Origin of the sequence: Companilactobacillus versmoldensis DSM 14857 = KCTC 3814, assembly GCF_001434295.1 — a bacterium.
Taxonomy (GTDB): Bacteria; Bacillota; Bacilli; order Lactobacillales; family Lactobacillaceae; genus Companilactobacillus; species Companilactobacillus versmoldensis.
This window is the reverse complement of sequence record NZ_AZFA01000001.1, coordinates 154,042-167,994: the sequence shown is the minus strand read 5'-3', so window position 1 is coordinate 167,994 and position 13,953 is coordinate 154,042. Positions and strand designations below refer to the sequence as shown.

Genomic DNA, 13,953 nt, shown 5'->3' with positions numbered 1-13,953 from the left:
AAGAATAAGACATTTATCTCATCCAAATTTATTCAGCAGACCTATAATAAAATTGATAAATAAAATTTATGTCATTTATTTTAAAGCTGGTGAATCAAATGGATAATTCTCAATCAAAAAACTCAACAAATAAATACGCTAGTGAATCAATTGAAGATTTATTAACGGAGCTAAAAACTTCCTCAAATGGTTTAACTGTCTCAGAGGCAAAGAAACGGCAAGTAAAGTATGGTCCCAATGCTATCCATCGGGATCAACATGAATCCCAAATTAAAGTTTTCTTGAAAAATTTCATCAGTCTAATGGCTATTTTACTGTGGGTCAGTGGACTTATCGCTATATTGACTGGTTCAGTCGAATTAGGGATCGCAATTTGGCTAGTAAATATCATCAATGGGATTTTTAGTTTTTGGCAAGAACACAAAGCTGAAAAAGCTACTAACTCACTGATGGCGATGCTTCCCACTTATACACAGGTCCTCCGTGATGGTAAAACTCAACAAATAAATGCTTCTGAACTTGTGCCTGGAGACATCTTCAAATTGAAGGCTGGCGATTAAGTGCCTGTCGATGCACGATTGATGTCTGCAACTTCAGTCCAGGTGGATCAGTCAGAATTGACAGGTGAAACGGTCCCCCAATCAAAAACAACTAAATTTGAACCAGGTGAGGGTGAATTCTCTGAATCAAACTTGATTTACGCGGGAACAACTGTCGGGGCTGGCGTTGGTGAAGCCGTCACGATCAAAACTGGTATGGAGACTGAATTTGGTAAAATTGCTTCATTGACCGAAAAAGAAACTAAGAAATTGAGTCCCCTACAACTTGAATTGAATCGTTTGACCAAACAAATTTCAATGATTGCTATCGGTATCGGCTTGGCATTTTTCGTGGCTGCAATTTTATTCGTCCATCATTCTGTTGCTCAATCATTCATATTTGGCTTGGGTATGATCGTTGCCTTTATTCCTGAAGGACTATTGCCCACTGTGACTTTGTCTTTAGCACAAGGTGTCCATCGGATGGCAAAAAAACATGCCTTAGTCAAAGACCTAGAAAGTGTGGAAACACTTGGTGAAACAACTGTTATCTGTTCAGATAAAACAGGTACCTTGACTCAAAACCAAATGACAGTCAATCATATTTGGCTACCATCGGGCGAATACACTGTAACTGGTCAGGGATATATCAATAATGGTGAAATTCAAAAAGGACAAAATAAAGTTGATTTTGAGGATGATCCTGATTTAAAACAATTAATGTTGATTTCAGCATTTGATAATGACACTTCTGTCGAATCATCTAAAAATCCACAAAAGCCAAAAATTTTAGGGACCCCAACAGAGGCCGCCCTGGTCATCATGGCGCAAAAAGCTGGCTTTGATACATCCGCAGAATTAGCAAAAACTCCCCGTCTCAAGGAACTACCTTTCGATTCTGAACGTAAAAGGATGACCACGATCCATCAACAAGGTGATCGATTGAATGTCTGTGTCAAAGGTTCACTCAGTGACTTATTGACTCAATGCACCAAAATTCAAGAAAACGGTCAGGTTCGTCCTTTGACAGAAAATGATAAACAAACTATTAAGCAAGCCAATCAAAAGTACGCGGAACAGGGATTAAGATCATTATCGATTGCTTATCGGACCATCCAGTATCAAAACGATGCTCAGATTAAAAATTTATCCATTGATAATACTGAAACAGATTTGACCTTTGTCGGATTGACTATCATGGCTGACCCACCTCGCCCTGAAATTTACGATGCTGTTAAGAAATGCCACGACGCAAGCATTAAGATCATCATGGTAACTGGAGACAGTGGGATCACTGCTAAATCCGTTGCTGTTAAAATTGGCATCACGAGTGATCAAGCCAGGGTCGTCACTGGCTCTGAATTAGAAAAAATGAGTGACACTGACTTGGAGGAGGCCTTAAAAGGCGAGATCATTTTCGCTCGAGTCGCTCCTGAGCAAAAATATAGAATCGTCTCGACGTTGCAAGGTTTGGGACAAGTCGTGGCTTCAACTGGCGATGGTGTCAACGATGCCCCCGCCTTAAAGAAAGCTAATATCGGTGTAGCAATGGGTGTTACTGGTACTGACGTTGCCAAAGATGCCGCCGATATGATCTTGACTGATGACAATTTTGCTTCGATCGTTGCTGCGATTGAAGAAGGTCGGGCTGTTTATAGCAACATTCAAAAATTCTTACTATATATTTTCAATTCTAATGTTCCTGAGGCTGTGCCATCGGCTTTATTCTTACTAAGTCGTGGTTTGATTCCCCTTCCATTGACCGTTCTACAAATCTTAGCAGTTGATCTTGGAACTGACATGTTACCAGCTCTTGGTTTAGGATCAGAAAGACCAGAACCTGGGATCATGAAACAAAAACCTCGTGCACATGGATCTCATTTGTTGAATAAGCATTTGATGCTACGTGCTTTCGCTTGGTATGGTGCCATTGCTTCGATCATCTCAACCGGAGCTTACTTCTTTGCCAACATGCAGACTGGCTGGCCAGAAACAGCTTTGATGTCCAATGGAGCTGGCTATAGCCGGGCGACAACTATGACTTTATCAGCAATCATCTTTTGCCAAATTGCTGCCGCTATGAATTGCCGTAGTAAAAATACTTCCGTCTTCAAATTAGGATTATTCAGTAATCACCGTATTTGGGCTGGCATAATTTTTGAAGTTATTTTACTATCCATCCTGGTATATACTCCAGGACTCCAACAAGTGTTCAACACTGCGCCACTGCAACTAAATGACTGGATATTCTTACTCATTGTGCCCATCCCATTGTTCTTGATCGAAGAATTAAGAAAATTCTTTGTCAGAAATAAACGCTCAAAGCAAGCCCTTTCACAAATCTAACTATGAATATGTATAATATACGTTATACTAAGGATAGATTATGAATTAATTAGGGAGTTGATCATTGTGCCTGAAACGCTGAAAAGACTTAATGCGACCGACTGTTTTGATTACTTTATGAATAACTTTGATTCGATTCAACAAGAAGAATCGAAGTTTAAGGATCACACGAATTTAGATCCAGACCTGAAACATCAGGAAGTTTATTTAGCTTTGAAAAAAAACTATTTGAATAACATCTCACAAATTGAAGAAGATCCGCTTCAGATAAAATTTAGCCGTGCAAAAAATGCGGTCAGAGGTTTTATCATCGCCACGTTGACTAACTCAGCCACCAAAAAAGATGTTGTGATTGAGATAAATCGTGGAGAATCTGCTGAATCAGTTGAACGATCTTATGCAAATGGACGAAAGACCCTGCGTGAGAATTACGCTTCAAGCGTCTACGAAATGAAAAAAATCAATCATCAATGATACTCAAAAAGAGCCATGAATTTTTAAATTCATGGCTCTTTTATTAATCACTCGTGTCTAATTCATTGATTTGTTTTTCAACTTGCGGATTGCCGCGGAATTCATCATAAGATGTATCGGCACGATCAACAACACCATTTTCAGTTAAGTAGATCAAACGATTTGCAATCGTTTGAATGAACTGATGATCATGTGATGCAAATAAAATCGAACCCTTGTAGTCGATCAAACTATCATTTAAAGCAGTGATCGATTCAAGGTCCAGATGATTAGTTGGGTCATCAAGCAGTAAGACATTGGCTTTCAAAAGCATCATCTTCGATAACATGACCCGAACTTTTTCTCCTCCAGATAAGACGTTGACCATTTTTGTAACGTCATCACCAGAGAATAACATTCTCCCTAAGAAACCACGTAAGAAAGTATCATCATCTTCACCTTTTTCGGCAAATTGACGTAACCAATCGATAATTGGTGTTTCCTCGTCAAACATAGCATTAAAGTCTTTTGGTAAGTATGCCCGACTAGTTGTTACACCCCAAGTTATACTACCAGAATCAGGTGTCAGTTCACCTGTCAAGACTTTAAATAAAGCAGTCGTGACCATGTCATTTTTAGCCAAGAACGCCACTTTGTCGTCTTTTCCTAACGTAAAGTTAGCATTTTTCAAAACAGTTTTACCATCGATTGAAATCGTTAAGTCAGAAACTTGTAACAAGTCGTTACCAATTTCTCGGTTTGGAACAAATTTAATGAATGGATAGCGTCTGGAGCTTGGTTGGATATCATCTAAGGTGATCTTGTCCAACATTTTCTTACGAGAAGTTGCTTGTTTTGACTTCGACGCGTTGGCAGAGAAACGGGCAATAAAATCTTGTAATTCTTTGATTTTTTCTTCTTTTTTAGCATTCTGATCTTGCTTCATTTGTTGAGCTAGCTCTGATGATTGTTGCCAAAAATCATAATTTCCAGCATAAAGTTGGATCTTACCGTAATCAAGGTCAGCCATATAAGTACAGACCTTGTTTAAGAAATAACGGTCATGGGATACGACGATGACTGTATTTTCAAAATTTATCAGGAACTCTTCCAGCCAATCGATCGAATCGACATCTAATCCATTAGTTGGCTCATCTAATAGCAATACATCAGGCTTGCCAAATAATGCTTGAGCTAATAAAACTTTGATCTTTTGACCTGCGGTCAACGTGGACATTTTCTCTTGATGTAACTTTTCAGGGATATTTAAGCCTTGCAGCATTTGTGAGGCCTCCCCTTCAGCTTCATAGCCACCCATTTCACCAAATTTGGCTTCAAGCTCAGCTGCTTTCAGACCATCTTCTTCATTAAAGTCTGGTTTCATGTAAATGGCATCTTTTTCTTGCATAATTTCATACAAGTCACTGTGACCCATTAATACTGTTTCCATTACGGTATATTCATCATAATCAAAATGGTTCTGTTTAAGTGTTGCTAAACGTTCGTTTGGTCCTAATTTTACTGAACCAGTTGAAGGTTTGATCTGTCCGGATAACACCTTTAAGAAGGTCGATTTACCAGCACCGTTGGCGCCAATCAAACCATAACAATTTCCTGGTGAAAATTTGATGTTGACATCATCAAATAATTTGCGGTCAGCAAAGTGCAAACTTACATCACTAACTGTAATCAAATAATCCATCCTCGTTTCTAAAAAAATATCGTTAGCTTGCATTATAACAGCTATTTCGTGTTATGTAACTAGTTAACTACTTAAGATATGACACATGAGCCATTTCTGGCACTTTATCCCAGGCAACTGGATAACCAGCACCATGGGCACAAAAGACTGAATCTGGAGTATTTTCTAAATCAGCAACTGGGTGATAATTGTTTTCAGAAATCACTTCTGCTTGATTGTGACATGGACGATAACCCTCAATAATACATTCTAAATTACCCATCCCATGAGTATAGGCACGGACTTCCTGAGCATAATCTTGCATTTGAGCGACTGGCGCGGAACCTGACAAAATCACGAACTCAGAATTTTGTGAAGAAATGGGGTCTTGAAAAGTACCCTTCATTTTCTGAATATCATTCATTGCTCGACCAACTTGATCCTGATTGACAGTTAATCTAAATGCGTAAAAAGGTTCTAAAAGCTGACACTGGTCCTTAGCTTTAAGCATCATTAGTCCTTGTCGAATAGCTCTCCAGGTAGCTTCTTTAAAATCGCCACCAACTGAATGAACATTGCTACCTTTTCCGTTGATCAAAGTGATCTTCATGTCCGTTATCGGTGCTCCGATCAAAACTCCTAATTGTTCTTTTGATTGTAAATTAGTCATCACTTGATGTTGCCAATTACTCGATAGAATATCTAAGCTGCACTGTGAATCATAAACTAATCCTGTACCAGCAGGTTGTGGCTCCAGCAGTAAGTGAACCTCAGCATAGTGTCTCAAGGGTTCAAAATGTCCAACACCCTCAACTGAATCAGTGATCGTTTCTTGGTACAAGATCTTCCCCTTATCAAATCCAATCGTTAACTTAAAACGCTCTAACATGATCTGTTGCAAGGTTTCTAACTGAACTTTGCCCATGATCTGAACTCTGATTTCATTTAAATGTTCGGACCAAATCACATGTAATTGTGGGTCTTCATCTTCTAAAATCTTAAAAGCAGTCAAACATTGATGAATATCATTTCCTTGAGGGTCAACGGCATAGTTTAAAACTGGTCTGATTTTAGGAGCAGATTGATTTTTCTCTTTGCCAATGCCAAGACCTGGATAAGTATCGGTCAAACCCGTTAGTGCACAAACATCCCCAGTTTCTACTTGGGACTCTAAAGTAAATTTGGCACCATCATAAACCCTGATTTGGTTGATTTTTTGATTGTGGTACAACACATCTTTTGCTTTCAGACTGCCCCCAGTCATGCGGATCCACGTCAAACGTTCACCCTTACTATCATGCGAGATTTTAAAAACTTTCAGGCCTAACTCAGGTTCACTTTTTACTTGATCAGTCCATGTTTTCAATCCGGCCAGAAATTCATCGATCCCTGATAACTTTAAAGCTGAACCAAAATAACAGGGGAAAACCTTTCGCTGACTGATCATCCATTTGACAGTGTCATCAGACAGATTCTCAGTCTTCAAATAGTCATCAAACACCTGATCATCTAACATAGCCATCGTTTCCTTGGTGTCTGAGTTGAGATCAGTAAAATCCAAACACCCTTCAGAAAGTTCAGCCCGCAATTGATTTAAAACTTGGGTCTTGTCAACTCCATCAGCATCCATTTTATTGACAAAGATGAAAGTTGGCACACTATATGTTTGCAAAAGATCCCAAAGAGTTCGCGTTTGGCCTTGGATACCGTCAGTCGCAGAAATCACTAAAATAGCATAGTCGAGTACAGTCAAAACCTGTTCTGTTTGAGCAGCAAAATCCATGTGTCCAGGAGTATAGAGCATGGTCAATTGCAAGTCTTGAAATTCCAAACTAGCTTGATGAGAAAAAATAGTGATACCACGTTTTTTCTCTAAATCATCAGTGTCTAAAAAAGCATCACCTTTGTCGACTCGTCCCAATTTTCGTAATGAACCGGAATTGTATAGTAATGCTTCTGATAAAGTGGTTTTTCCTGCATCGACATGAGCCACGATCCCTGAAACAATTTTTTTCATTCGTTTATTCCTCCCACACTGCGGATATCATAACTATCATCATACCAGTTTATTTAGAAATATATTGTCTGATTAACTCGAGCACCACAAGCAAATCTTTTGAACCACCACACGTAAAGGATTACATTAAAATCGTAATAAAAATGATGGAGGGATAAATATGAAGATCAATATTAAGGAAAACGCCAAGGAATACCTTGCAAAACAGATCCCCGCTCAAAGCCAAGTGATTTTAACGACTGATGATGGATCCAACAACTATTCAGGAATCGGCGCCACTTGCGAATTGGCTGATAAATTCCAACTCGTCATTCTCAAACAACCTGATCCTGAATTCAATGAAAAATTAGAAAATAATGTTAATTATCAAATCAACATCCTACCATTTGAGGAATATTTATATGGAAAAGGATTGAATCTAGACTTCACACATGGAAGACTGATCTTAGCCGACAATGGTGGCATCATCGATAGCAATGTAGCAGTGGTCGATAATCGTGATGGCAAACCATTAAATAAGCAACACATCAGCACAATCGGAAATGTCAGTTGCTAAATAATCTACAAAAAGACAGATATCTCAAGGAATATAATTTCCTTAAAATATCTGCCTTATTTTTTTACCAGCATATTTTACATATAACCCTCGGCTTCTTTTTCATCTAACCAAAAATGAATCCCACCAGTCGAGTCGACCCAACGGTTAGGGTTGAAATTTTCAGCATGAACATAATGTCCCTTACGATAGATAAAGTTCTCATCAACGTAAGAGATAGCTTCATCGTAATGTTCTCCAGTATACATGTCTTGAATCTCCATGACCTTAGCTTTATCACAACGGCAAGAAGTCTCAGTCGCTGAAGTTCTTCTAGCATCAGCTGGGATCAACAATTTTACGATCAGAGAATTGAAGCATTTCTTATATCCAAGAAAAGCACCCTTTTCTGGACAGTACATCCTAAAGAATTTAGTATTCTTGTCAGAAATGATATCCGTCAAATTAGCATTTTCTAACATTGAATGGTTCATATTGGCTCCAGAAATATTAGCTTTAGTAAGGTCACAACCGCGTAGATCACAGCTCATAAAATTTACATTTTGTAAATTTGCCCCAACAAAACTACAATCCTTGAAAAGGCTATTTGTGAAATCTGTCCCCGTTAAATCAGCGCCTGAAAAATCAACTTTTTCAAATCTTCTTTCGCTCAAATCTTGATTTTTTAAATCAGCCTGACGAAAATCTTGATCAGTTGTTTGTTCAATCATAATTTCACCTTCTTATGATTATCATAGCACCTAATAAAGCGATTACACAAAAGATTGTGAAACTACTAACAAAAAAATCTCAAGTGTCGAATGATCGACATACTTGAGATTTTTAAAAATTTAATTTTTAACGTATTGATATTTGTTAGTATAACTAACTGTTTTACCTTTTGGTAGGACAATATCACCAAAATCTTTGTGGTTAATAGCATCAGGCAAAGTTTGCATTTCAGTGGCTAAACAACTGTACTCATGTTTATCTGCCTTGTCAGCATCGTTAGGATTAGCTGTAAAAATAACTAAGCCATTCCGGTCTGAACTTAAGATCATCGCACGTCCATCACCACTAAGAATAGCGGAATCCGACTTCGAATCCCCAGTAACGTAACAGTCATCAAATTCGATCTTGTCATTTTCAGCCTTTAAATCTTTCAATCCTTGGCCGATTGTCTTAGGTTCACGGAAGTCATAACCAGATGTGACTGGTAATTTCCGGCCTGTTGGGACCTTATCACCATAAACGGCCAATGACTCATCAGCATTGATCTGCAATTTTTGTTCAGAAACATCGGTCGTGTCATTCAGGACGTTAAAGTATACATGACAAGTTGGATTGAACAAAGTATCTTCTGTGCTGACAGCTTGATAATTGATCAAGACTTGATTACTTTTTGTCAGTGTATAAGTAATAGTTAACTCTAAATCACCAGGAAAATTGTCTTCACTACTCTTCATAGTGGTCTTAAAGATCACACTGTTGTTCTTCTCATCCATCTCACTGTCGAAATTATGAGTTTGAATACCCTTGTCGCCACCATGGAGCAAATTATCGCCCTCATTGGCAGGCAGCTTGAATTGTTTGCCATTGATAGTGAATTTGGCATTACCGATCCGACCGGCAACCCGACCAACTGTTTTACCAACTTGGTAAGGAGTATCAACATAATCTTCTACTTTATCGTAATGAGCAATCAAAGAGTGAGTCACACCATCCTCAACAACTTCAAAGTTTTGCCAAGCAGCAGCGTAACTGATCACTGACAACTTAGTTTTATTGTCATTTTCAATCGTATAAAGTTTGACATCTTCGCCATTAACTTTTCCAAAATTTTGTTCACTAATCATTTACTTGACCTACTTCCATAGCTTTCTCAATATTGTCCAAAGTCAATTTGGAAGTATCTTCAAAATTGATGTCAGCTTCATGTAATATTTTAGGATCACCAATACCGATAGATGTTTCATGAGCACCGTTGATCGATTCAACACCGACCTTAGCATCCTCGATACCGATACATTCTTCTGGTTTCAAATCTAAGACTTCAGCACCATGAGCAAAAATTTCTGGGTCAGGTTTGCCATGTTTCAAAGTAGCTGGATCGACCTTCTTTTCAAAGTAATCAGCTAATCCCAATTGTTTCAAAACAAACGGTGAGTTCTTTGAAGCTGAAGCAAGCGACAATTTATAATTATGCTTAGCAAGATCTTTCAAGAAGTCTGAGATACCAGGCAAAATAGCCGTTGCATCCATCCCCTTTAACAGATCTAGATAATTAGTATTCTTTTTAGCAGCATAAGCTTCCTTTTGCTCCTGAGTATAGTCGTTTTGCTTACCGCCAGTTTTTAGAATCAATTCTAAAGAGTCCATCCGACTGACACCTTTCAAATCATCAGCCAATTGGTCGCTCCATTTGACGCCCAATTCATCTGCAAGCTGGTGCCATGCCTTGGAGTGATAGATCGATGTATCAGCGATAACACCGTCCAAGTCGAAAACAAATCCCTTGATATTACTAAATTGAACCATTCCTCATACTCCCTTTCAAAAAAATGTCTGAATCATTTCCATAACTCAGACATTTAAACATTAACTAGTTTGTAATGAATCTAAAGTAACTGGTTTACCGTTTACTTGAATCTCCAAAGGTTCGCCACTGATCAATTTAAAGTGATTACCCTTGTCGTCAACTGTAACTTCAACGATCCGGTTTCTGAAAACTTGTCTAAAGGAATAACTATCCCATTTCTTAGGCAAGAACGGACGATAACTCAGAACCCCATCGTGGACACGCATTCCAGCGAATCCTTGGACCATTGCGATCCAACCTCCAGTCATGGAAGTAATATGTAAACCATCTACAGTGTCATTATTATAGTTATCTAAGTCTAGTCTAGCTGTTCTCTCATATAATGCAACCGCTTTATCTTCATAATGTAAGTCAGCGGCCATAACTGAATAGATTGCAGCTGAAAGACTGGATTCATGCACTGTAAATTGATCATAGAAGTCGAAGTTATGTTTCTTTTGTTCTGGGGTGAACTTATCTATGAAATCGTACATAACTTGTAAGACATCACCTTGCTTGATATAAGGGGATCTTAAGATCTTATCCCATGACCAATGTTGATTGAGTGGTAATTGATCCTTAGGAATGGCAGAAACTGGTTTGAGATCTTTATCAAGGAAACCATCATGTTGAACAAAGATATCCAAGTCTTTGTCATATGGTAAGTACATCCGATCGATGATATCTTGCCAATGAGCCTTTTCATCTTCTGAAACATTTAACTTTTCAGCTTGTTCAGGTGAAACTTCTTTTAAGACTTTCAATGTATATTCCAAAGTCCAACGTGCTAAATAATTGGTATTCCAATTATTATCAACATTGTTTTCATATTCATCCGGTCCAGTTACACCATGGATCATATATTGATCATTACGTTGACTGAAGTGGACACGATCAGCCCAGAATCTGGAAATCTCTGTAAATACTTTTGACCCTTCATTCAAGACATAAGATTTGTCACCTGTATAACGAGTGTAATTATAAATGGCAAAAGCAATATCACCATTACGATGGATCTCTTCAAAAGTGATCTCCCACTCGTTGTGGCATTCAATCCCGTTGAAAGTGACCATTGGGAACAATGCACCTTTTAGTCCCTGCTCCTTAGCATTGACATAGGCACCATCCAATTGATTGTAGCGATACATCAATAAATTTCTAGTTACTTCAGGTTTAGTGATACCTAAATATACAGGAACTGCAAAGGCTTCTGTATCCCAATAAGTAGCACCACCATATTTTTCACCGGTGAAGCCTTTTGGTCCAATATTCAATCTTGAGTCGTCACCATAATAAGTCGAGAATAAACCGAATAGGTTAAAGCGCATGCCTTGTTGAGCCTCGGTATCTCCTTCTATTTTAACATCAGATTGTTGCCAGCGTTCTGCCCAAATATTTTTATGGGCAGTCAACAATTCATCGTATGATTTTTCAGAGACCTTCTTAGTCAAACCATTCATACCGGCAACTAATGATGTTGGATCGTTATAATCACGTGATGTGACTACAATCACTCTTTTTTCGATGATGCCTGTTTCATTAGTCTTAAGATCCGTCTCAAAAGTAGTTTCTGTAGCTAGATCACTGACATTTTGATTAGTCTCTTCCATGCTAGTTACATAATTGCTTTGCATGCCGGATGTAAATTGAGGCGTACCAAAATCATTTGGTTTGGTTTGGGCGATGACTGAATCGTTATTGATCTGCTTAACATCCCAGAAACGTTCATCGTAATTTGCATCTTCGTTCCTAACGTCAGCATCTATTCCTGAGACAACAGTGATTTTAACTGGGTCTTTAGACAAGTTTTGAAAACTTACCTTTTGAACTGATAATTCCTTTTGAGCAACACTGACGAATCTTTCAAAATTGAATTTTACCTTAGTACCATCTTTTTCGACCACAAAAGATCTAGTCAAAACCGCATCTTTCATGTTTAGGTCCAGGCAAAAATCGCTGAAAGTATCCTTGGCCAAATCTAATTTGTTCCCGTTGATCTCAAAATTCATTTTTACGAAATTTACGGCGTTGACGACTTTTCCAAAGTATTTTGGATATCCGTTTTTCCACCAACCGACACGTGTCTTGTCTGGGAACCAGACACCACCGAGATAGATTCCCGGTAAACTATCGCCTGAATAATCTTCATCAAAGAATCCTCTCATGCCCATATACCCGTTTCCGAGACTGGTCATTGATTCCTGGAGTCTTTTATCTTCAGGTTTGAATTCATGAGTGGTTACATGCCATGGTGCGACTTCAAATATACGTTTCATTTATAATCTCTCCTTAGGCTTTATAAGTCTCTTTGATAAATCCAACCGAAACAGCACCGATGACCATGATAATGCCACCTAATAAGAACATGTTTGGTTGTGAATTTCCGAATAATGGAAATAGTGCAAAACTTGCTAATGATGCAACGATCTGTGGTAAACAAATCGATCCGTTGAATAGTCCTAAATAAGTACCCATATGTTCACCAGATAAAGCATTTGTGATCAATGTTAGTGGATATGTGTTCATTGATGCCCAAGCCATTCCGACTAAGACGAAGGAAATGATCAACAAGTATTGGTCATGAATGAAGAAGACTGACAAGAATCCGATTGCGCCTAAAATCAAACTTGCTGAGTATCCTAACTTGTGATGATTATTAGGAACTTTAGCTAAAACATATGACCAAACAACTGCGGCAATCGATTGAACAGCCGCTAAAACACCGTACCAGTTACCTGCAGCTTGATAACCAGCAGAACTGGCATCAGCAGTATTCCAAACGTTCACTGAAATAGCGCCAGCTGAATATGTCCAAAGATATTGGAAAGCCATCCAGCAGAAGAATTGAACTAAAGTAACGGTCCAGAAAACCTTTGGTGCTTTTTTCAAAAGTGTTAACCAGTTACCACCAGTTTTGTTGGCGTCTTCAGAAATTCCGTGATACATTGCATAAGTTTTTGGATCGTATTCTTTAACTCTCATAATAGTAATAACAGTTGAAATAACCAGAATGATAGCTCCCAGATAGAACGACCAGATAACTGATTGTGGGACAACACCTTTTTTGGCAGTATTAGCTAGACCAAAAGCTGTCAAAACAAATGGGAAGATAGCTGCAATAACAGCACCGGTATTAGATAAGAAACTTTGAATACCATAGGCATAACTCTTTTGGTCATCATTGACCATATCACCGACCATCATCTTGAATGGTTGCATAGCAACGTTAGATGATAAATCTAGGAATGCCACTGTGATGGCACCGAACAATAAAGCTGCGAAGGAACCATAGCCAAATCCAAGTGATCCAGAATTTGGTAAAAGAAACATAACGATTGCAGCAACGACAGTACCGAGAATCAAGTATGGTAGTCGTCTACCACCAAGTTTTGGAGCCCAAGTCCTATCTGAGTAATAACCAACGATCGGTTGAACGATCAAACCTGCCAACGGTGGCAAGATGAAGAACCAGCCCAAATTGTTAGGGTCAGCACCAATAGTTTGGAAGATTCGACTCATCTGAGAACTTTGTAACGTAAATGCCATTTGCACACCTAAGAAACCTAAACTCAGCATCCAAATCGTATTCGATGATAATTTCGGCAATCCAACTTCATTTGCTGGATCAGCTTTTTTTTCTGACATGATTTTACCCCCTCGAAAACATCCATTAATTAATTTATGGATTCATTATAAAACCGCTTTCATTTTTATGCAACCGTTTGCATTGAATTTTATCTGCAAACAATGCAAATCATCTAAGAAAAAATTGGCTAAAATGTTACTCCTTCGGGGTTTTTATTG

At 38.4% G+C, this 13,953-nt stretch carries 9 protein-coding genes and 1 pseudogene; 3 read left to right on the top strand and 7 right to left on the bottom strand.

Annotated features, from left to right (window positions below; all coding sequences use genetic code 11):
• The first annotated feature begins 98 nt into the window (after nt 1-98).
• Both FC27_RS00840 and FC27_RS00835 read left to right on the top strand, forming a co-directional pair.
• A pseudogene (locus FC27_RS00840) lies at nt 99-2,885 on the top strand (cation-translocating P-type ATPase).
• Nucleotides 2,886-2,951: 66 nt separating this feature from the next.
• Nucleotides 2,952-3,359 carry a hypothetical protein gene (locus tag FC27_RS00835; RefSeq protein ID WP_010623585.1) on the top strand — a complete coding sequence of 136 codons (408 nt, stop codon included), beginning with the start codon at nt 2,952-2,954 and terminating at the stop codon, nt 3,357-3,359.
• Nucleotides 3,360-3,402: 43 nt separating this feature from the next.
• On the opposite strand, the gene FC27_RS00830 is transcribed toward FC27_RS00835, so the two are convergent.
• Entirely contained in the window at nt 3,403-5,031 is a 1,629-nt protein-coding gene (locus FC27_RS00830) for an ABC-F family ATP-binding cassette domain-containing protein (RefSeq protein WP_010623586.1), read from the bottom strand.
• A 76-nt stretch (nt 5,032-5,107) separates the two neighbouring features.
• Nucleotides 5,108-7,036, bottom strand: coding sequence for an elongation factor G (locus FC27_RS00825; protein WP_010623587.1), 1,929 nt, complete (start codon nt 7,034-7,036; stop codon nt 5,108-5,110).
• 160 nt (nt 7,037-7,196) lie between these two features.
• On the opposite strand from FC27_RS00825, the gene FC27_RS00820 reads away from it, so the two are divergent.
• A complete protein-coding gene (locus tag FC27_RS00820; protein WP_010623588.1) occupies nt 7,197-7,592 on the top strand; it encodes an iron-sulfur cluster biosynthesis family protein in 396 nt (131 codons plus the stop codon).
• A gap of 77 nt (nt 7,593-7,669) precedes the next feature.
• Here FC27_RS00820 and FC27_RS00815 read toward each other — a convergent pair whose 3' ends face one another.
• From FC27_RS00815 to FC27_RS00795, 5 genes are all read right to left on the bottom strand, one after another.
• A complete protein-coding gene (locus FC27_RS00815) occupies nt 7,670-8,302 on the bottom strand; it encodes a pentapeptide repeat-containing protein (RefSeq protein WP_010623589.1) in 633 nt (210 codons plus the stop codon).
• Between the two features lie 120 nt (nt 8,303-8,422).
• The gene (locus FC27_RS00810; protein WP_010623590.1) at nt 8,423-9,427 is read right to left on the bottom strand and encodes an aldose epimerase family protein; all 1,005 of its coding nucleotides are present in this window, start codon (nt 9,425-9,427) and stop codon (nt 8,423-8,425) included.
• A complete protein-coding gene (pgmB, locus tag FC27_RS00805) occupies nt 9,420-10,109 on the bottom strand; it encodes a beta-phosphoglucomutase (protein ID WP_010623591.1) in 690 nt (229 codons plus the stop codon). Before pgmB ends, FC27_RS00810 begins: the two co-directional genes overlap by 8 nt.
• A 60-nt stretch (nt 10,110-10,169) precedes the next feature.
• On the bottom strand, nt 10,170-12,425 hold the full coding sequence (locus FC27_RS00800; protein WP_010623592.1) for a glycoside hydrolase family 65 protein: 2,256 nt from the start codon (nt 12,423-12,425) through the stop codon (nt 10,170-10,172).
• Nucleotides 12,426-12,438: 13 nt separating this feature from the next.
• Nucleotides 12,439-13,794, bottom strand: a complete 1,356-nt coding sequence (locus FC27_RS00795) for an SLC45 family MFS transporter (RefSeq protein WP_010623593.1) — start codon at nt 13,792-13,794, stop codon at nt 12,439-12,441.
• Nucleotides 13,795-13,953: the final 159 nt, after the last annotated feature.